Origin of the sequence: Pseudomonas sp. WS 5027, from assembly GCF_012985695.1 — a bacterium.
Lineage (GTDB): Bacteria > Pseudomonadota > Gammaproteobacteria > Pseudomonadales > Pseudomonadaceae > Aquipseudomonas > Aquipseudomonas hygromyciniae.
The window spans coordinates 592,658-612,950 of the sequence record NZ_JAAQWU010000001.1; the positions used below are offsets into that span (position 1 = coordinate 592,658).

Annotated in this window: 18 protein-coding genes and 1 pseudogene; 11 read left to right on the forward strand and 8 right to left on the reverse strand. The window is 59.3% G+C overall.

Annotation, left to right across the window (positions count from 1 at the left end):
- Positions 1-210: 210 nt before the first annotated feature.
- Entirely contained in the window at positions 211-1,392 is a 1,182-nt protein-coding gene (locus HBO09_RS02755; RefSeq protein ID WP_169991488.1) for an MltA domain-containing protein, read from the reverse strand.
- 128 nt (positions 1,393-1,520) lie between these two features.
- Here HBO09_RS02755 and HBO09_RS02760 point away from each other — a divergent pair, with 128 nt between their 5' ends.
- Positions 1,521-1,970, forward strand: coding sequence for a cytochrome c (locus tag HBO09_RS02760; RefSeq protein ID WP_090292295.1), 450 nt, complete (start codon positions 1,521-1,523; stop codon positions 1,968-1,970).
- 30 nt (positions 1,971-2,000) lie between these two features.
- Here the strand turns inward: HBO09_RS02760 and HBO09_RS02765 are convergent, their stop codons facing one another.
- The 5 genes from HBO09_RS02765 to HBO09_RS02785 form a co-directional block, all read right to left on the reverse strand.
- A complete protein-coding gene (locus tag HBO09_RS02765; protein WP_169991491.1) occupies positions 2,001-2,396 on the reverse strand; it encodes a DUF1090 domain-containing protein in 396 nt (131 codons plus the stop codon).
- A gap of 81 nt (positions 2,397-2,477) precedes the next feature.
- Positions 2,478-4,160 carry an NAD-dependent DNA ligase LigB gene (gene ligB, locus HBO09_RS02770; protein WP_169991493.1) on the reverse strand — a complete coding sequence of 561 codons (1,683 nt, stop codon included), beginning with the start codon at positions 4,158-4,160 and terminating at the stop codon, positions 2,478-2,480.
- A 96-nt stretch (positions 4,161-4,256) separates the two neighbouring features.
- Positions 4,257-4,604, reverse strand: coding sequence for a DUF1090 family protein (locus tag HBO09_RS02775; RefSeq protein WP_070993955.1), 348 nt, complete (start codon positions 4,602-4,604; stop codon positions 4,257-4,259).
- A 311-nt stretch (positions 4,605-4,915) separates the two neighbouring features.
- Positions 4,916-6,106 carry a methionine adenosyltransferase gene (gene metK, locus HBO09_RS02780; RefSeq protein ID WP_029297363.1) on the reverse strand — a complete coding sequence of 397 codons (1,191 nt, stop codon included), beginning with the start codon at positions 6,104-6,106 and terminating at the stop codon, positions 4,916-4,918.
- Between the two features lie 19 nt (positions 6,107-6,125).
- Positions 6,126-7,121 carry a metalloregulator ArsR/SmtB family transcription factor gene (locus HBO09_RS02785; RefSeq protein WP_169991496.1) on the reverse strand — a complete coding sequence of 332 codons (996 nt, stop codon included), beginning with the start codon at positions 7,119-7,121 and terminating at the stop codon, positions 6,126-6,128.
- 259 nt (positions 7,122-7,380) lie between these two features.
- On the opposite strand from HBO09_RS02785, the gene tkt reads away from it, so the two are divergent.
- From tkt to HBO09_RS02825, 9 genes and pseudogenes are all read left to right on the forward strand, one after another.
- Positions 7,381-9,378: a transketolase gene (gene tkt, locus HBO09_RS02790; protein WP_169991498.1), complete on the forward strand. Its 1,998-nt coding sequence runs from the start codon at positions 7,381-7,383 to the stop codon at positions 9,376-9,378.
- Positions 9,379-9,520: 142 nt separating this feature from the next.
- Complete coding sequence (gene epd, locus HBO09_RS02795) at positions 9,521-10,576, forward strand: erythrose-4-phosphate dehydrogenase (RefSeq protein WP_169991500.1); 1,056 nt, start codon at positions 9,521-9,523, stop codon at positions 10,574-10,576.
- Between the two features lie 17 nt (positions 10,577-10,593).
- Positions 10,594-11,757, forward strand: coding sequence for a phosphoglycerate kinase (locus HBO09_RS02800; RefSeq protein ID WP_169991502.1), 1,164 nt, complete (start codon positions 10,594-10,596; stop codon positions 11,755-11,757).
- Between the two features lie 29 nt (positions 11,758-11,786).
- Positions 11,787-12,008, forward strand: coding sequence for a hypothetical protein (locus HBO09_RS02805; protein ID WP_169991504.1), 222 nt, complete (start codon positions 11,787-11,789; stop codon positions 12,006-12,008).
- 60 nt (positions 12,009-12,068) lie between these two features.
- Complete coding sequence (locus tag HBO09_RS02810; protein WP_169991506.1) at positions 12,069-12,404, forward strand: MliC family protein; 336 nt, start codon at positions 12,069-12,071, stop codon at positions 12,402-12,404.
- A gap of 266 nt (positions 12,405-12,670) precedes the next feature.
- A complete protein-coding gene (gene fba / locus HBO09_RS02815) occupies positions 12,671-13,735 on the forward strand; it encodes a class II fructose-bisphosphate aldolase (protein WP_029297347.1) in 1,065 nt (354 codons plus the stop codon).
- A gap of 114 nt (positions 13,736-13,849) precedes the next feature.
- Positions 13,850-14,013, forward strand: a pseudogene (locus HBO09_RS28765) (IS110 family transposase); the annotation flags it as partial.
- A gap of 534 nt (positions 14,014-14,547) precedes the next feature.
- Positions 14,548-14,895 carry a hypothetical protein gene (locus HBO09_RS02820; RefSeq protein WP_169991508.1) on the forward strand — a complete coding sequence of 116 codons (348 nt, stop codon included), beginning with the start codon at positions 14,548-14,550 and terminating at the stop codon, positions 14,893-14,895.
- Between the two features lie 84 nt (positions 14,896-14,979).
- The gene (locus tag HBO09_RS02825; RefSeq protein ID WP_169991510.1) at positions 14,980-15,309 is read left to right on the forward strand and encodes a hypothetical protein; all 330 of its coding nucleotides are present in this window, start codon (positions 14,980-14,982) and stop codon (positions 15,307-15,309) included.
- A 490-nt stretch (positions 15,310-15,799) separates the two neighbouring features.
- Here HBO09_RS02825 and alr read toward each other — a convergent pair whose 3' ends face one another.
- Together alr and HBO09_RS02835 are read right to left on the reverse strand one after the other, a co-directional pair.
- Positions 15,800-17,029 (reverse strand): alanine racemase, encoded by a 1,230-nt coding sequence (gene alr / locus HBO09_RS02830; RefSeq protein ID WP_169991512.1) that lies wholly within the window; start codon positions 17,027-17,029, stop codon positions 15,800-15,802.
- Positions 17,030-17,160: 131 nt separating this feature from the next.
- Positions 17,161-17,826: a polysaccharide lyase family 7 protein gene (locus tag HBO09_RS02835; protein WP_169991515.1), complete on the reverse strand. Its 666-nt coding sequence runs from the start codon at positions 17,824-17,826 to the stop codon at positions 17,161-17,163.
- A gap of 318 nt (positions 17,827-18,144) precedes the next feature.
- On the opposite strand from HBO09_RS02835, the gene HBO09_RS02840 reads away from it, so the two are divergent.
- Entirely contained in the window at positions 18,145-20,265 is a 2,121-nt protein-coding gene (locus tag HBO09_RS02840; RefSeq protein ID WP_169991517.1) for an EAL domain-containing protein, read from the forward strand.
- The last annotated feature ends 28 nt before the right edge of the window (positions 20,266-20,293 follow it).

Genomic DNA, 20,293 nt, shown 5'->3' on the forward strand with positions numbered 1-20,293 from the left:
GCGGGCTTGTTGTGGCGAGCGGGCTTGCCCCGCGCTGGGCTGCGAAGCAGCCCCAGTAAGTCAAATGCGGTCTATCAGATACTCCGTAGCGGTTGGTTTTGGGGCTGCTTCGCAGCCCAGCGCGGGGCAAGCCCGCTCGCCACAGAAGCCCGCTTGCCACAGTAAGCCCCCCTTGCCACAGTAAGCCTGCTTGCCATAGCAGGCCGGCTCCTACAGGGGGGTATCCGGCACTTTGGGTAGCGCTGCGCCCTTGGGCCACAGCATCCAGATCTGGCCCTGCTGCTTCATATTCCCGGCTAACTCGCCCGCAGCATCACCCGTGCCCCAGAACAGGTCCGCACGCACCTCGCCGACAATCGCACCCCCCGTGTCCTGGGCCGCTACCGGCCGTACGACCGGCGTGCCATCGGGGCGGGTGGTCGATAACCACAACAGGCTGCCCAGGGGGATGACCTTGCGGTCTACCGCCACGCTGTAGCCTGCGGTCAGCGGCACGTTCAGCGAGCCACGCGGGCCTTCATTGCTGTCGGGGCGGGTGCTGAAGAAGACGTAGCTGGGGTTGCTCGCCAACAGTTCCGGGATCCGCAGCGGGTTTGCCTTGGCCCAGGTACTGATTGCGCCCATGCTGACTTCTTCTTTCTTCAATTCGCCTTGCTCCACCAGCCAGCGGCCTATAGGACGATAAGGGAACCCGTTCTGGTCGGCATAGCCCACACGCAATTGGCGACCATCAGCCAGCTGGATGCGGCCAGAGCCCTGGATCTGCAGGAATTGCAGGTCCATCGGGTGGGTCAGCCAGGCAATCGGCTTGGCACTGGAACCTTGCTGGTTAATGGTGCCAGCATCGTCATAGGGCTTGAGGACCCGGCCTTCCAGACGCCCGCGCAGGCGCTTGCCCTTGAGCTCGGGGTAGATGCTTTCGAGGTTGACGATAATCAGGTCGTCCGGTACGCCAAACACGGGCACATGGGCGGTTTTGGTTTCGGTGAGGCTGCCTGGATAGACCGGTTCGTAGTAGCCAGTGATCAGGCCATTGGGCGTATTGTCCGCCGAGCGCAAGCCGTAGACGTCCAACTGTTGCTTGAGGAAGCCGCGGATATCGCCGGCATTGCCCGGCACATTGGCCGCTGCAGCGCAGGTGGTGCCCCATATCGGATCGTTCTTCAGGCGTTGGCAGGCACTGCGCCAGGATTCGAAGCCGGCTTGCAGGTCGCTGTCCGAAACCACTGGCAGGGCGTCCCAGGTGGCGCTGACATAGGTCGCTACGGCGTGGGGTTTTTCGGGCGCAGGCGTGGGGGCGGGGGTGTTGCCGCCGTCGCATCCGGCGAGCAGCGCGATCATCGGCAGAGCCCACGCCAGTCGGCGGTTCCAGGGGTTCAACAGGTTATTCATACAAGTAAATTCCCAAGGCGATTGCCCGCGCAGGTTATGGCGCAAGCATCCATATTATTAATAGGGCTATTGGTCTTTGCGGGCGGGGCGAGGATACTGGCCGCCGTTTCCCGTGACCCTGAGCCACCATGACTTTTAAAAAACTGACTGTTGTATTGCTGGCCTGCCTGACGCTGACTGCCTGCGGTGGCGTTGATCCGAACTCGCCACTGGGCCAGCGCAAGGCCATTTTCAAGCAGATGCTCAAGACTGGCGAAGACCTGGGTGGCATGCTGCGCGGTCGCATCCCGTTCGACGGGGCGAAATTTGCCGAAGGTGCGGTCAAGCTCGACGCCCTGTCCCATGAGCCGTGGAAGCATTTTCCAACGGTGCGCGAAGAAGATCACACCAGCGCCAAGGACGATGTATGGCAAAAACAGGCGCAGTTCCAGGAACTGGCGCGCAACCTTGAGGCGGCCACCGGTGAATTGGTGATCGCCAGCCAGGTACAGCCTTATAAGGCCAGTAACCTGGGGCCGGCCGTGCAGAAAGTCGAAGATGCCTGCAGCGCCTGTCATAAGCAGTTTCGCGACCATTGAGCCTGATCGGGCAAGAAAGTCGAATACGCCTTACTTGTCCAGGTCGTCGAGGGCTTGCTGCAACTCTTTGCGCGATTCGGCGAGCTTGTCCTTACGCTTGTTGATCTTCTCGGAGTCGCCCTTTTTCATGGCCTTGTCGAGGTCGGCCTGACGGCGGCTGACTTCGTGCTTGGCATCCAGCACTTTGTTCTCGCGTTCCTTTTTCAGGGAGGCGTCGGTGCAGTGGGCGGTGACTTCGCTCAAGGCTTTTTCCAGGCCGGCTTGTTGTTCGCTGTTGCCGTGGGCCTTGGCTTGTTCGATCTGCACGCTGATGGCCTGGCGCTTGGCGGCGCAGCCGGTCAGTTGCGGGGCAGTCTCGGCAGCCAGCAATGGCGTGCTCAGTAAGCTGGTGACGGTCAGCAGGGCAAGCGGTGCAAGAAACTTCATGGAAACTCCAAAGTAAACAAGATCGTTGTCAGGTGGGCAGGATGATTTCTGCCGGCACCGGTTAATGTAGCGGGCCCGGGACTAAAAGCCGTCTATCCCGGCAGCCCGTAGTGTTTCACTCATGGCCACCACCTGAGGGTCGCGAAAAAAGGCGCTCAACTGCGCCGCGCGTCCCGGGCCGATTCCCGCTTCGGCCTGCCAGGCTTGAGTGTCTCGGGCGGCCAGGGCCTGCCAGCCGCCCGCGAGGTTGTTACGGGCGGTAGGTGGAACCCCCAGCGCCATCAGCCATTGTGCGAACGGTCGCTGGCGCGCAACTCGCAGGCCCGCAAGCAGGCGCGCACTGCTGCGTTCACCGAATCCGTCAATGGTAGCAAGCTCTGTCTCATCAAGGTTCAACCAATCCACCAAGCCGCTGATTTGACCGGCCTGGATCAAACTGTTCCAAGTCTCGCGGCCTATATGTGGCAGGTCCAGTCCCTGCTTGCCACTGAGCCAGGACAGCCGGGCCAGCAGTTGCTCTTCACAGGCTGGGGTCAGCCGCCAGCAGCTCAGGTGATGGAAATCACTCGCGACGGGCACCTTGATATCAGCGCGTGGGTGGCTACGCAGGATGACTTGGTCGAGCCTTGGGATCACTTGGCCAGCAAGGCTGATGGATATCTGGTCGCCAGGCCGGATATCCAGCGCCTGCCAACGCTTCAACGAACCGATGCTGACGCGCCTGATCTGGCGGTCGTCGAGCAGCACCGGGTGCAGCTCCAGGATCGGCGTGATACGGCCGGTGCGGCCGATCTTGAACTGCACTTGGCGCACATGGGCCAGGGCTTTGATAACCGGGTATTTCCAGGCAACAGCCCAATACGGCGTACTGGCCTGCCAGCGTTCGGCCGGGGCGCGCTGGCTTTGGTGCAGCACCACCCCATCGGTGGCGAACGGCAACGGCTGACCATGCCAAAAGGCACGCCAGTGACGGGCCTGTTCGAAGTTATCGATAGGTTGGCTGTAGCGCTGGCTGTCGCTAAAACCCCAGCGTGCGAGGCTGTCCAATTGCTGCTTGAGGTCTGCCGGCCCTTGGGGCCAGGCCCAGACAAACAGGCCGATACCTGCGGCGTCGATGTCGCTGAGTTGTTGGCGATTCATCAGCCCGGAGATTTTGCTGCGGGCATTCATGCCGCCTGCCTCGCCTTGTATATGGGCCTCAAGGCGCCAATACAGCTCACCTTGCACAAGCAGGTCAATGGCCTCGGGCAGTCGTTGCACAATACCGGGGATTCTGCGGGCCGAAGCGGTCCAGTCCTGGCCTAGCAGGCCATCGCCGCGGCTGATGACCTGGGCCAGGCGGCCTCCTCGGTAGACCAGGGTAACGGCCACGCCATCGACCTTGGGTTGTATCCACAGGTCGCTGCGTGTGCGGATCCAGTCTTCCACGGCGCGGTCGTTGATCAGCTTTTCAAGGCCCGTGTGCGGGACGGGGTGGGCGATGGTGCCCCGTGCGCTGGACAGTGGGTTGTCGGCCGGTGATGCCACCTGCGCAAAACAGCCCCTCCATTGCTCCAGCCGCCTGCGGGCCTGGTCGTAGAGCTCATCGCTGATCAGGGATTGGCCGAGCCGATGGTAGCTGTCATCCCACAGGCTGATTTGCCGTTGCAGGGCGGCTGTTTCGTCCCGGGCCTTGTCGGCTGGCCAGTCCGGGCAGTCCTGTGCCCAGGCGACGATAGGGAAGAGCATCAACAGCAGGTAGTGCAGCAGGCGTGGCGTCATCATGAGCATCCTTGCTCTGAAGGGGGCGCCCAGCCTAAAGCAAGCAAACACCCATAAAAAAGCCCCGCAGGCGCGAGGCTTTTTACCGGGTGTTTCTGCTTACTTGAACAGACCGCCCAGGGCTTTCACGGTGTCGTTGCTGTCAGCCTTGGCCTGTTGCTTTTGCGACGCTTCGTCGAGCTTGCCTTGGGACTCGCCGACTTTTTTGCAACCTTTGTTTACCTGGTCCAGTGCAGCCTGCATGGCCTTCACCTTCAGATCTTCGCCATTGGCTTTGGCGGCATCGACCTTGGCTTGCAGTTCCTGGCTCTGTTTTTCGCAGTTGCCGGTTGCGCCGCCCAGTTGGGAAGTCAGGGCGCCAGTCAGGCCGCTCAGGTCAGCGGCTTGCACTGGCAGGGCGAACAGGCTGAACAGGACGGCGGCAGGGGCGAACGTGGAAATACGCATGAAAAACCTCAATGTTCGATTGCCTGCGCACTTGGCTGTCCCGAGCGGGCGCAATGCAATATCCAGTGTGGTTGAACGCTCGGGAGGGCGCGGATTCTAGTAGGCCATCATTTGGCCTGCAAGGGTTGGATCCAATTAATGTGAACTTGTAGGGGGCGAGCTTGTTCGCGAGGGCGTCGACAATAACGCGGGAAGCCTGATGCCCCGTGGAGTTCTGGAGATTTTCGCGAGCAAGCTCGCTCCTACAATTTAAGGCAATAAAAAGCCCTGCCGGGCGAACCGGGCAGGGCCTTGGGTGTTGCGAGCAGCGATTACAGGCCGGCAGCGGTGCGCAGGTCGTCGGCGCGGTCGGTTTTTTCCCAGGTGAACGTAGTGAAGGTGTCGTCGCCGACGGTCTTCTGTTCAGGGGTGCGACCGAAGTGGCCGTAGGCCGCGGTTTCCTGGTACATCGGGTGCAGCAGGTCGAGCATGGTGGTGATTGCGTACGGACGCAGGTCGAAGATCTCACGCACCAGCTTGACGATCTTGTCGTCGCTGATCTTGCCGGTACCGAAGGTGTTCAGCGAGATCGACGTAGGCTGGGCTACACCAATAGCGTAGGAAACCTGAATCTCGCAACGCTCGGCCAGGCCGGCGGCGACGATGTTCTTGGCCACATAACGACCGGCGTAGGCTGCCGAGCGGTCAACCTTGGATGGATCCTTGCCGGAGAACGCGCCACCGCCGTGACGGGCCATGCCACCGTAGCTGTCGACGATGATCTTGCGCCCGGTCAGGCCGCAGTCGCCCACCGGGCCACCAATGATGAACTGGCCGGTCGGGTTGATGTGGAACTGGGTGTCCTTGGTCAGCAGTTCGGCAGGCAGCACGTGCTTGACGATCAGCTCCATCACGCCTTCGCGCAGGTCTTTGTAGGAGACTTCCGGGTTGTGCTGGGTCGACAGCACCACGGCGTCGATGCCCACTACTTTGCCGCCTTCGTAACGGCAGGTCACCTGGGACTTGGCGTCCGGGCGCAGCCAAGGCAGCAGGCCGGATTTACGGGCCTCGGCCTGGCGCTTGACCAGTTGGTGGGAGAAGGTGATCGGCGCAGGCATCAAAACGTCGGTTTCGTTGCTGGCGTAGCCGAACATCAGGCCCTGGTCGCCGGCGCCCTGGTCTTCTGGCTTGGCACGGTCGACACCCTGGTTGATGTCAGGCGACTGCTTGCCAATGATGTTCATCACCCCGCAGGTCGCGCCGTCGAAGCCGACGTCGGAGCTGGTGTAGCCGATGTCGGTGATCACGTCACGGACGATCTGCTCCAGGTCGACCCAGGCCGAGGTGGTGACTTCACCGGCGATGATCGCCACGCCCGTTTTCACCAGCGTCTCGCACGCCACGCGGGCGAACTTGTCTTCAGCAATGATGGCGTCCAGCACCGCATCAGAAATCTGGTCGGCGATTTTGTCCGGATGCCCTTCAGACACGGACTCGGAGGTGAAAAGGGAATATTCGCTCATCTCGATGTTTTCCTGATATTTACCGATGGTGAGTGTCGCCAGATGGCCGCTGAAAGTGGCGGACCTGAATCTGGAAACCATTACGTAAGCCTACATAGAGGCTTTCCCCGGGAACGAGTCCCGCAGCGGTGGCCCAACGGGCCAGATCGTCCTGTTCAAACCCCAACCATAGATCACCGCAGGCCTCCCTGGCCCAACTCTGGTTGTGGCTGCATAAATCAGTTACCAGCAGGCTACCGCCCGGTTGCAGCAAACCGGCCATCTGCCTGAGCGCATCGGCCGGTGCGGCGAAATGGTGAAGGACCATGTTCAACACCACGCAGTCGGCTTGCAGCCCTACATCATTCAAGGCATCGGCCAGCCGCAGGCTGACGTTGCCCAAGTGCTCGCGCTCGCACAGCTGGCGCGCCAGCTCCAGCATGGCCGGGCTGTTGTCCAGCGCCGTCACCTGGTGGAAGCGCCGTGCCAGGTCCGGCAGGAACCCGCCATCGCCCGGCCCGACTTCCAGCGCCGTGGCTCCTGGGTTGAAGCCCAGCTTGTCGAGCAGCGCCAGCACGCTTTCGCGGTATTGAGGCAGCCCGGCAATCAGGTCCTGCTGGGCGCGAAACTTGTCCGCCACCCGTGAGAAAAAGTCCTGGCTGGCGGCGGCGCGTTGCCCGTGGACATGAGCGATGCGCGATTGCACGTCAGCCGGCAGGGCCAGGTTGTCCACTTCTTCGAGCAATGCCGCGTGCAGCTTGCCACCCAGCAAATCGTTGTGGGGCAGGGCGCGACGGTAAAAAATCGCATTGCCTTCACGGCGGGTGGCTACCAGGTCAGCCTGGGCCAGCACTTTCAGGTGGTGGCTCATGCCGGACTGGCCAATGGCAAAGATCCGCGCCAGTTCCAGCACGCCAAACGAGTCGTTGGCCAGGGCGCGCAGTACATTCAGGCGCAGCGGATCGCCGCCGGCCTTGCACAGGGCCGCCAGCTCATCGCAATCGTCGGGGCGAATGGAAGGCGCAGGTAAGTTCATAAGGGCAGCAGTCTAGTGATGAGGTCAAATCCTCGCAAGGCCAATATCAAAAAGTTTTGATATTGGTCGATAATCGGTGGTTATAAGCAGGCGCTATAACCTTTAGACGAACGGCGGGAAGTGTTCTTGCTGTCAATGCAGTCCAAACCACAGGAAAAACCCACATAAGTCGGTATCTGTCATTGCCCCTGAGGCCTTGGCTGAGGGAAAATGCCGGTCCTTTTTTCCGTTTCTTTTATTCAACCCCAGGAGATCAGCGATGCCCAGCCGTCGTGAGCGTGCCAACGCCATTCGTGCCCTCAGCATGGATGCCGTGCAAAAAGCCAACAGCGGCCATCCCGGTGCCCCGATGGGCATGGCGGATATCGCCGAGGTACTTTGGCGTGACTACCTGAAACACAACCCGAGCAACCCATCGTTCGCCGACCGTGACCGCTTCGTGCTGTCCAACGGCCATGGCTCGATGCTGATCTATTCGTTGCTGCACCTGACCGGCTATGACCTGTCCATCGACGATCTCAAGCAGTTCCGCCAACTGCACAGCCGCACCCCGGGCCACCCGGAATTCGGCTACACCCCAGGCGTGGAGACCACCACCGGTCCCCTGGGCCAAGGCCTGGCCAATGCCGTGGGTTTTGCCCTGGCAGAAAAAGTCCTAGCGGCGCAGTTCAACCGTCCGGGCCACAACGTTGTCGACCACCACACCTACGTGTTCCTGGGTGATGGCTGCATGATGGAAGGCATTTCCCACGAAGTCAGCTCCCTGGCCGGTACCCTGGGCCTGGGCAAGCTGATCGCCTTCTACGATGACAACGGCATCTCCATCGACGGCGAAGTCGAAGGCTGGTTCACCGACGACACGCCAAAGCGTTTCGAAGCCTACAACTGGCAGGTGATCCGCAATGTGGACGGCCACGATCCGGAAGAGATCAAGACCGCCATCGAAACCGCGCGTAAAAGCGAGCAGCCGACCCTGATCTGCTGCAAGACCACCATCGGTTTCGGTTCGCCGAACAAGCAAGGCAAGGAAGACTGCCACGGCGCCCCACTGGGTGACGCGGAAATCGCCCTGACCCGTGAAGCGCTGAAGTGGAACCATGGCCCGTTCGAAATCCCGGCTGATATCTACGCCGAGTGGGACGCCAAGGAAGCCGGTCGCGCTGCAGAAGCGGAGTGGGACCAGCGTTTTGAAGCCTACGCCGCTGAATTCCCGGCATTGGCCATTGAGCTCAAGAGCCGCCTCAATGGTGACCTGCCGCTGGACTTCTCGGCCAAGGCCGACGAGTACATCGCTGAAGTGGCCGCCAAGGGCGAAACCATTGCCAGCCGCAAAGCCAGCCAGAACGCCCTGAATGCCTACGGTCCACTGCTGCCTGAGCTGCTTGGCGGTTCGGCTGACCTGGCCGGTTCCAACCTGACCCTGTGGAAAGGTTGCAAAGGGGTCTCGGCTGAAGACGCCAGCGGCAACTACATGTACTACGGCGTACGCGAGTTCGGCATGAGCGCCATCATGAACGGCGTTGCCCTGCACGGCGGCCTGGTGCCTTACGGCGCGACCTTCCTGATGTTCATGGAATACGCACGTAATGCCGTGCGCATGGCCGCGCTGATGAAGAAGCGTGTGATCCACGTGTACACCCACGACTCCATCGGCCTGGGCGAAGACGGCCCGACGCACCAGCCGGTCGAGCAACTGACCAGCCTGCGTACTACCCCGAACCTGGACTGCTGGCGCCCATCGGACGCGGTCGAATCGGCCGTGGCCTGGAAACACGCGATCGAGCGCAAGGACGGCCCTTCGGCGCTGATCTTCTCGCGTCAGAACCTGCAGCACCAAGTGCGTACCGACGCGCAGATCGCCGCTATCAGCCGTGGCGGCTACGTGCTCAAGGATTGCATCGGCGAGCCGGAGCTGATCCTGATCTCCACCGGTTCCGAAGTGGGCCTGACCGTTCAGGCCTACGACAAGCTGACCGCCCAAGGCCGCAACGTACGTGTTGTGTCCATGCCGTGCACCAGCGTGTTCGAAGCCCAGGACGCGGACTACAAGCAATCGGTCCTGCCGTTGCAGGTCAGCGCGCGTATCGCCATCGAAGCGGCTCACGCCGACTACTGGTACAAGTACGTTGGCCTGGAAGGCCGCGTGATCGGCATGACCACCTACGGTGAGTCGGCGCCGGCGCCAGCGTTGTTCGAAGAGTTCGGTTTTACCCTGGAAAACATCCTGGGTCAGGCTGAAGAGCTGCTGGAAGACTAAGGCTGTAGATTGGGGTAGCTGTACTGACGCCTTCGCGAGCAAGCCCGCTCCCACATTTGGAATGCATTTCAACTGTGGGAGCGGGCTTGCTCGCGAAGGCGGCGGCACATTCACCCCATTACCCAAGGTAATCGAGAACCCCATGCCTCAACCCCGTCCCTACAAAGTTGCACTCAACGGCTACGGCCGAATTGGTCGTTGCGTCTTGCGTGCTCTGTTCGAGCGAGGGGCGGCGGCCGGGTTTGAAATTGTTGCGATCAACGATCTGGCTGATATGGCCAGCATCGAATACCTGACACGCTTCGACTCCACCCACGGCCGGTTTCCGGGCGAAGTGCGGATCGACGGCGATTGTCTGCATATCAATGGCAACTGCGTGAAGGTTTTGCGCAGTGCCACGCCCGAGGGCATCGACTGGGCGGCGCTGGGCGTCGACCTGGTGTTGGAATGCTCTGGTGCCTATAACACCCGTGCCGATGGCCAGCGCTTCCTCGACGCCGGCGCACCACGCGTGCTGTTTTCCCAGCCGATGGCCAGCGAGGCGGATGTCGACGCCACCATCGTCTACGGCGTCAACCAGGACTGCCTGACCGGTGACGAGTTGCTGGTGTCCAACGCCTCTTGCACCACCAACTGCGGCGTACCGCTGTTGCGCCTGCTGGACCAGGCGATTGGCCTGGAGTACGTGTCGATTACCACCATTCACTCGGCGATGAACGACCAGCCGGTGATCGACGCCTATCACCATGAAGACCTGCGCCGCACCCGTTCGGCGTTTCAGTCGGTGATTCCGGTGTCCACCGGCCTGGCTCGCGGTATCGAACGCCTGCTGCCGGAACTTGCCGGGCGAATCCAGGCCAAAGCAGTGCGCGTGCCGACGGTGAACGTGTCGTGCCTGGATATCACCTTGCAGACCGTCAGCGATACCGATGCCGGCGAGGTCAACCGGATCCTGCGTGACGCCGCCACCAGCGGCCCGCTCAAAGGCTTGCTGGCCTACACCGAGTTGCCGCACGCCAGTTGTGATTTCAACCACGACCCGCATTCGGCCATCGTGGATGCCAGCCAGACCCGTGTTTCCGGGCCAAGGCTGGTGAATATCCTGGCCTGGTTCGATAACGAATGGGGCTTTGCCAACCGCATGCTCGACGTAGCAGAGCACTATCTGCACATCGCTACTAAACAACCTCAACAGTAATTCAGGAACTGCGACCCATGACCGTGTTGAAGATGACCGACCTCGATCTGCAAGGTAAGCGCGTACTGATCCGCGAAGACCTCAACGTCCCAGTCAAGGACGGTGTAGTCACCAGCGATGCGCGAATCCTGGCTTCGCTGCCGACCATCAAGCTGGCCCTGGAAAAAGGCGCGGCCGTGATGGTCTGCTCCCACCTGGGTCGTCCGACCGAAGGTGAGTTCTCTGCCGAAAACAGCCTCAAGCCTGTAGCCGATTACCTGAGCAAGGCCCTGGGCCGCGAAGTGCCGTTGGTGGCCGACTACCTGGGCGGCGTCTCTGTTGCGGCCGGCGACATCGTGTTGTTCGAGAACGTGCGCTTCAACAAGGGCGAGAAAAAGAACAGCGACGAACTGGCCCAGCAATATGCGGCGCTGTGCGACGTGTTTGTGATGGACGCTTTTGGCACCGCTCACCGCGCCGAGGGTTCGACCCATGGCGTGGCCAAGTTCGCCAAGGTGGCCGCTGCTGGCCCGTTGCTGGCTGCCGAGTTGGACGCACTGGGCAAGGCCCTGGGCGCACCGGCCCAGCCAATGGCTGCCATCGTGGCCGGCTCCAAGGTGTCGACCAAGCTGGACGTGCTCAACAGCCTGAGCCAGATCTGCAACCAACTGATCGTTGGCGGCGGCATTGCCAACACCTTCCTGGCGGCTGCTGGCCATCCGGTAGGCAAGTCCCTGTATGAGCCGGATCTGCTGGACACCGCCCGCGCCATCGCGGCCAAGGTCAGCGTGCCACTGCCGGTGGACGTGGTGGTGGCCAAGGAATTCGCCGAAAGCGCCGAAGCCACCGTCAAGCTGATTGCTGACGTGGCGGCTGACGACATGATCCTGGATATCGGCCCGCAGACGGCAGCGAACTTCGCTGAACTGCTGAAAGCCTCCCAGACCATCCTGTGGAACGGCCCGGTCGGTGTGTTCGAGTTCGACCAGTTTGGCAACGGCACCAAAGTGCTGGCCAAGGCGATTGCCGAAAGCTCGGCCTTCTCGATTGCCGGCGGTGGCGACACCCTGGCGGCCATCGATAAATATGGCGTTGCTGAGCAGATCTCCTACATTTCTACCGGTGGTGGCGCATTCCTTGAGTTTGTCGAAGGCAAGGTACTGCCAGCCGTTGAAGTGCTGGAAAGCCGAGCCAAGGGCTGAGGCCCAGGGTCTGGAAAAGGAGCATTCCCATGATCAAGCCATTCGCGTTGGTGATTGCGGCAGGCCTGTTGGCCGGCTGCGGCAGCGCGCCCAAGGAGTCGCCAGAGGCCCCAGGGGCTGCGCCGCACAAGGGCTGCTACCAGGCCGACTGGCAGGCGGAGACCATGCCGGTGATCAGCAAGCGCATAGGGCCCGACAGGCTGGAGAAGTACGATTCCCCGCCCAAAGGTAAGGAACAGGGTTGCCCTTGATGGGTCTGATTCACTAACCGACAGCACTGGCGGCCCCAGGCCGCCGTTCGAGGATTGGCAATGAAAGGCGTTATCGCCCTGGCAGCACTGGCTTTATTAGCCGGTTGCGCCAACCTGAACATGTTCAACAAGGCACAGCCCCAGCAAGACACATGGACCACCTGGGTATGCGACAGCCAGGCCCAGGTGAACTGGCGGTTCGTCGATAGCGACCGCAAGCAGGTAGATGTGCGCCTCGGCGGCTCCGACCAGGTGTATCGCCTCAAGGAAGACGTGGCGGCCTCCGGCGCGCTGTATAGCAATGAGCAGTTGGCATTTCACACAAAGGGTGAGGAAGGCCTGGTGTATTGGGTCGCCACCGACGATTTGATCGGCCGGGGCTGCAAGGCCCAGTAATACAGAACACTGAAGATCTCATGTAGGAGCGGGCTTGCCCGCGAAAGCGGTGGGTCAGTTGGCGAATTCGGTGTCTGGCACACCGCTTTCGCAGGCAAGCCAGCTCTCACATGATTCGGTTCCAGATTGGAATTTGGGTCAGCCCCAGTAGCAATAACGATTCAGCAGACCAAGGCTCAACCCCTTGATCTGCAATAACTTGAATAGCAGCCGCCGCTACGGCAGGCTTGCACGATTAACGACCCTCGACCGGGAGAGACAACACAATGGCACTTATCAGCATGCGTCAAATGCTGGACCACGCAGCCGAGTTCGGCTACGGCGTCCCAGCCTTTAACGTCAACAACCTTGAGCAGATGCGCGCCATCATGGAAGCCGCTGACAAGACCGACTCCCCAGTGATCGTCCAGGCTTCGGCCGGTGCGCGCAAATACGCCGGTGCCCCGTTCCTGCGTCACCTGATCCTCGCGGCAATCGAAGAGTTCCCACACATCCCGGTGTGCATGCACCAGGACCACGGCACCAGCCCTGACGTGTGCCAGCGCTCGATCCAACTGGGCTTCAGCTCGGTGATGATGGACGGCTCCCTCGGCGAAGACGGCAAGACCCCGACCGACTACGACTACAACGTACGCGTCACCCAACAGACCGTAGCCCTGGCTCACGCCTGTGGTGTGTCGGTAGAAGGCGAGCTGGGCTGCCTGGGTTCGTTGGAAACCGGCATGGCCGGTGAAGAAGACGGCATCGGCGCCGAAGGCGTGCTGGATCACAGCCAGATGCTGACCGACCCTGAAGAAGCCGCTGACTTCGTCAAGCGCACCCAGGTCGACGCCCTGGCCATCGCCATCGGCACCAGCCACGGCGCCTACAAATTCACCAAGCCACCTACCGGCGACGTGCTGGCCATCGACCGCATCAAGGAAATCCACAAGCGCATCCCCAACACCCACCTGGTGATGCACGGTTCTTCCTCGGTACCGCAAGAATGGCTGGCGATCATCAACCAGTACGGCGGCGACATCAAAGAAACCTACGGCGTACCGGTTGAAGAAATCGTCGAAGGCATCAAGCACGGCGTACGCAAGGTCAACATCGACACCGACCTGCGCCTGGCGTCCACCGGTGCAATGCGTCGCCTGATGGCCACCAACCCGAGCGAGTTCGACCCGCGTAAATTCTTCGGCGCTACCGTGACTGCGATGCGTGATGTGTGTATCGCACGTTATGAAGCGTTCGGCACTGCCGGCAATGCTTCGAAGATCAAGCCGGTGTCGTTGGAAGCGATGTACCAGCGGTATTTGAAAGGTGAGTTGAACGCTAAGGTGAACTAAGCCTAAAGCGTTTAAAAAGAAACCCGCAGCGATGCGGGTTAATGAGATGGTCACCCCCAACACCCTGTGAGGGCTACGCTTTCACGGGGTGTTTTGTTTTCGGAGGCCATTATCATGAGCGAGTCAGCACTGATCGGAATCGATCTCGGCAAACATAATTTCCACCTTCACGGTCAGAATAAATCGGGCGGTGAGGTGTTTCGCAATAAGCTTACACGGACACAGATGAGACAGTTTTCAGTAACTTCCCAAGCTGTGTTGTGGTGATGGAAGCCTGTACGGCAACGGATCTGTGCGCTTCCCCGAAAACTACTAAAACACTTAGGTGTAGAAGCCCATACTTGATCTGACAGTTACCGGATTTGCGACCGTGACTGTCAGGCCCAATTCAGTTGGTCATTTTGACCTGCCAGATTTTCTTTCTTTCCTTAAGTGTCCGGGGCGGCGCACAGCCACGGTACATTTTCCTTTGTGAGCCGGTTGATCATTGTGGTTGGCCATCCACTGGTCAAGGTCGTCCCACAAAGCTCCATTGATCTCTCTACCTCAGCCTATCTGGTTTGCACGACACCACTTTGTCTGTCTACCGCTTTTCACGGCTTAACCGTTACATCCACCGTTAGGATATTTATCGTCAGCCACCCAAGATTTGGCTCTTGGATTTATTTCAAAAAATTATAAAAAACTGTCATTTTTCACAGGTGCATTTTTATAAGGTTCACATAAAGTTGGTCTTGCAAATTAAGTATGGTCAGGCAGAGAGTGGCGTCTTGATTGTTATTTATTTTTAAGCTGCGGTGAGGGTGGAAAAAATGGCAAATGAAAATACTGCACTTCAGGGGACTTATTTTAGTGAGGGCGTTAACGGCACGTATTATACGTTTCACATAACTTTTGCAGATTATGATGCCGGAGTGATAAGAGGTAGGTGGGGTAAAGGTCGATTTTTGGGGCATTCTATGGGGCGATCTGGGTATCATCGCGCCGCTGACGGAACAACCACCGATATGACACTAAATTTTATTTTTGAGAAGTGTGTGTTGGTAGCTACAGACTATAAATATAATAGGTTAACAGGTAATTTGGTTAATATGTTTAATGATGAAGTGATTTCGTCGATTGTTTTCAATAAGTCAAAAGATCAAATTGTCAGTGATTAAAGTAAAAGTTTTTGTGGTGATATATAAAGATTGTTTGGGCTTCATTGTTCGTGTTTTTGTTTATATTTTTATGAGGGTTGAATAATGGCGGGACAACAAAATCCAGCTCTTCAGAAAGCGTTTATTTCTGAAACTGTTGCTGATGGTTCCTATTATACGGTGGTTGTTAAGTTTGCGGACTATGACACCGGTTCCATAACGGGTGTCTGGGGTAAGAACAGTGGGCCTTCAACTGCTCTTGGGCAGTCAGGTTATCACAGGCTTGACGAGTCTCAAGAAAGTAGCATTGGTTTCGATTTTGGCAATGAACGATGTATTTTGCTAGCTAGTGACTATGAGTATAAGAGGCTAGAAGGGACACTTTATAATAAGCAGACAAAGGTTTCCGTGCCTATAGTATTTAATCGGGCGTGATGTTGGATGTGCTATCGCCAACTGTATAGGGGTCGAAGTATGCTAGGAAAAACGCATTAGAGGGGAGTGGTATATACTTAACCTTCTTCGGATGCCCCTTTTTCCTGACGTCGGCTCTTGCCGCCCAACGCGCATGCATTTGCATTGGTTAAGGCTGGGCCTTCGTTTCATAGCGCGAGGCTCAAGCCTTAAGTAAATTCATCACGCCGTAGTCTTATTCGGTGGCAAAGTGCTGTCGCATTGCAAGGCAGGAATGTAATGGTGGAACTTTAGGGAGATTTTGACTGTAAAGGGGGCAGATATATTTAACTGCTAAAGAGAGCTGTGTCCTTTGCCTAGAGTTGATTTTGTTGTACTAGGGGTTTTCAGGCACTCACAAACCATTGTGGGAGCGGGCTTGCCCGCGATAGCGGTGTATCAGTCGATAAATGGGTGACTGGTACGCCCTCATCGCGGGCAAGCCCGCTCCCACATTTGGATGGTGTTCGGCTTATTTATCGACCAGTATTTTGGGGTTTGAATTCCCCCAAACCGTATAAAGGTCAGCCAACAACGCCCCATTGATATCCTCTACCTCCGCCTGCGTGGTCTGCACATTCCCCTGCTTGCCAAACAGCACCACCTCATCCCCACTCTTCACGCTCGGCACATCGGTCACATCCACCATCAAGGTGTTCATCGACACCTTGCCCACCACCGGCACCCGATGCCCATTGATCAGCACGATGCCTTTATTGGTGAACGCCCGGCGATAGCCGTCGGAATAGCCCACGGTGATGTTGGCCAGTTTCGAATCCCGCGCCAGGGTGTAGGTGCGGTCGTAGCCGACGGTGTTGCCCTTGGGGTAGCTGTTAACCGAGGCCACGTGGGATTTGAACTGCATCACCCGCTTGTACTCGGTGAACGATGGCACGGTGTCGCCGAACAGCAGGCCGCCGGGGCGCACCATGTCCAGGCGAGACTCGGGCACTTCCAGGGTGGCGAAGGAGTTGGCGGCGTGCAGGGTGATTTTGCTGCGGTCCAGTTGGGCGACGTTGATCAGCCAGTTGGCCTGCTCGTTGAAGGCCTTGAGGCCGGCGCGTACGTCGGCGGCGTCTTCGACGGCGAAGTGGGTCATGATCGCCTTCACTTCCAGGTTCGGTACCTTGGTGATGGCCACGGCATCGCGTCGGCCTTGGGCGGTGGTCATTTCCACGCCGTTGCGGCTCATGCCGCTGGAGTTCAGGCCCAGGTGGACCACCAAAGGGCGGCCATGATGTTCGGCGATCAGGCTGGCGCGCACGGCGAAGTCGAGGTTGCCCACCAGCTCTTCGACGTTGTATGGCAGTGCTGCTTCCAGTTCGCTCAGCGCGGCGGTGCGTACGCGGATCAGTTGGCCCTTGAAGCCGCTTTCACGTACGACGCGGGCTTCTTCATTACTGGCCACGCCCACGCAAGGTACGCCGAGCTTGATCACCGACGGCATCAGCAGGCCGATACCGTGGCCATAAGCGTCCGCCTTGAGCACGGCGCAGATTTTCGACTTGTCGGCGAGGCTGGTTTGCAGGGTGCGGATGTTGTGTTCGAACGCGGCTTTGCTGATTTCAACCCAGGCGTTGCTGTCCTGGATATTGACCTGGGCCACCCCGTCGGTCATCGACAACGGCGGAGCAGCGAAGGCCGGGTTTTGCAGCAGAACCATGCCCATGGAAAGGGCGAGTAGGGTGCGAGTGAAGGGCATTGGTGAGTCTCCATGACTTTCTTATAGGGAAGCATTGCGCGTGCGCGGCGCCATACTCGAATTGTCCTACAAAAAAGTCGAGACCCAGGGTCGCTGTTCTGTCCTAAAGCGTCGTGAGAATGATCGGACTGTCAGTTGTGATCGATATCCAGTTTGGCAAATGTCACTTTGCCGCCCTCTTTGCTGTCGCCGCTGTTGTCTTGCACATACACACCGGCCTTGAAGTACAAAGGCTTTTTGCCCCAGGCCGCGCCCAGGCGTTCGTTCCATTGGCCGTTGGCGGCTTCAATGCTCAGCAGGCCGGCCTTGTTCAGGTGGATGACGTAGGTGAAGTTGCGCTGCAGTGGCACATTCTCGGCCACGATGATCACCCGACCTTTGCTGTCATCCGGGCGCATGCGCACTTTGGCGACAATGCTGCCGGTCTGGGTTTTTTCCTTGTACTGGTATTCGACTTTGACCAGCGGTTTCTGGCTGTCATAGGCGTGAATCTGACCGATCACAATCTTGCCCGAGGACGGCACCTGGTTGATGGCCAGGGTGGCGCGCAGGTAGTTGTCGGCTTCAGGGTAAGTCCAATTGCGCAGCCGCCCATCGGCATAGGTTTCGCGCAGTTCGCTGCGCGGGTAGATCGCGTTTTCGGTACGGGTGCCGGTGACCGGGGACCAGAATTGCACGCTGCTGCCTTCGGCCTGGAAGTACTTGCCCTTGAAGCCGCTGAGCAGTTTAGGGGTGTCGATGGTGGCCGGTGGAGTGCCAACAGGGATGCTCAGGTTCCAGGTGGACAGATCAATCATGGAGTGCGCCTTTGCTGTACGAAAGAAGGGTCAAAAGGCTTTGGCCCGAGGGGTGGCGCGTTCTTTATAAGCGGCTGGTAACTGTTTGTTAATGATTTTTAGGCGGTTTATTGGCGTCAATAGCCTGTCAAAAAGCCATCTTTCCCGTAATCCGGGAGCTGTAGCGCCTGACCGTTAGTCGGTTGTGTGCGCTTTGGCGCAATGATGCTCCCGTCGTGCCTTCTGCTTTAAGGGATCCAAGGCTAGAGTGACTCCACATTAAGTGTCCGGTTTTGTCTCAAAATTGACCGGAACGAACCCTCAAGGAAGAGATGCAGCATGGAATCCGTTCCAACCCTGGCCGAAGGCTCTTCAGTGCTCCTGGTGGTCGATGACTACCCGGAAAACCTGATCAGCATGCGCGCGCTCCTGCAGCGCGAGGACTGGCAGGTGTTGACGGCGGGCTCCGGCGAGGAAGCCCTGGGGCTGCTACTGGAGCGTGATGTCGACCTGGTACTGCTGGATGTGCGGATGCCGGGCATGGATGGCTTTGAAGTGGCGCGCTTGATGCGCGGCAGCCAGCGCACCTGCATGACGCCGATCATCTTCCTGAGCGCCAATGAGCAATCGCCCGCCGCCGTGCTCGAAGGCTATGCCAGTGGCGCCATCGACTACCTGTTCAAACCCTTTGACCCGAATATTCTCAAGCCCAAGGTCCAGGCCTTGCTGGAGCATCAGCGTAACCGCCGGGCCTTGCAGCGTCTGAGTCATGATCTGGAGGCGGCTCGGGCCTTTAATGCCTCGGTGCTCGACAACGCCGCCGAGGGCATTCTGGTGGTGGGCGAAGACGGGGTAGTCAGCTACGCCAATCCGGCCATTTCACGATTGCTCAATGCCACGGTGGACGAGTTGCAAGGCCAGGCGTTTCTGGGCTTCCTGCAAAAACCCCATATGCCCGACTGGTTTGGCTGCGAGCTGTACGCCGGCTACGTGCGTGGCGAAACCTGGCGCCTGCATGATGCGATCCTGCGCACCGCGCCCGGCCAGCAGTTGCCGGTGGCGATGTCCTGTGCGCCGTTGCCCCCGGAGCAGAGGGCCATGGTGGTGACTGTGCAAGACATGTCGCAGGTGCGCCATTTGCATCAGCAACTGGAGTCCCAGGCCGTCACCGACCCGCTCACCGGGTTGCTCAACCGGCGTGGTTTTTACCAGACCGTGGAGACGATCCTGCTGCGCAACGAGCGCAGCGAGCATGCCATGGTGCTGCTGTACATGGACCTGGACGGTTTCAAGCGGGTCAACGATTCGGTGGGGCACGACGCCGGCGACCGGGTGCTGCGCTGGGTCTCGGAGCAATTGGAACTGTGCCTGCGCAGTAGTGACATTCTTGGCCGCCTTGGTGGGGATGAGTTTGTCGCGTTGCTGGAGCTGGAATACGCGGAACAGGCCGCCAAGCTCGCCGAACAGTTGATCGAGCGGGTATCGATCTGCCAGCAGGTGGATGGCCTGGAGGTCATGCTGGGGGTCAGTATTGGCATCGCCACGTTCCCCGATTGCGGCCGCGATTTGTCCGGCCTGCTGCGTGCCGCCGATATCGCGATGTACGAAGCCAAGCGGGCAGGGCGTCAGCAATATCGCTATTACGATCAGGAAATGAACGGCCGAGCCCGCTCGCGCCTGATGCTTGAAAGCAGTGTGCGCGAGGCCATCGACCACAAGCAGGTAACGTTGGTGTACCAGCCCCAGGTGTCCCTGCTGGACGGGCACCTGCGCGGTGTCGAAGCCTTGTTGCGCTGGCAGCATCCGAGTGTGGGCGACGTGCCGCCTGGGTTGTTCATGCCCTTGCTGGAGGAGGCGCGCCTGATCAGCCAGCTCAGCAGTTGGATTTACCATCAGGTGGCATTGGCGCGCCAGGCCTGGGCTTCGGTCATGAGCGACGACTGGGTGCTCAGCGTCAGCCTGAGCAGCAGCCAGTTCAATATGCCCAACCTGGTACCTCAACTGCAGCAGGCACTGGAGCGACATGGGCTGCACGGGCGGCAGCTGGAAGTGGAAATCGCAGAAGAAAGCCTGATGCACAATATTGAAGAGTCGACCAAGCAACTCAAGCAGCTACGACGCCTGGGGGTGCGTATTGCCCTGGATGACTTCGGCTCGGGCAACTGCTCCCTGGCCCATCTGCGTGACCTGGAGTTCGACACCCTCAAGCTCGACCCCGGCCTGGTGGCCCGCGTGCTCGGCTCGCCACGGGAGGCGGCGCTGGCCCGCAGCATTATCGAACTGTGTGGGCACTTCGGCTTGCTGGTGATTGCCGAAGGTGTAGAGACCCTTGAGCAATGTCACTGGCTGCAGGCCAATGGCTGCCAGTTTATTCAGGGGCCGCTGGTGGCCCTGCCCCTGACCGCCGAAGAGATTTCCCTGTGGCCGCAGCGTTTCGCGCTACGCGCAGGCCCCTGCTGAATTCGCTACACTGGCGGCCTCAAGCCCC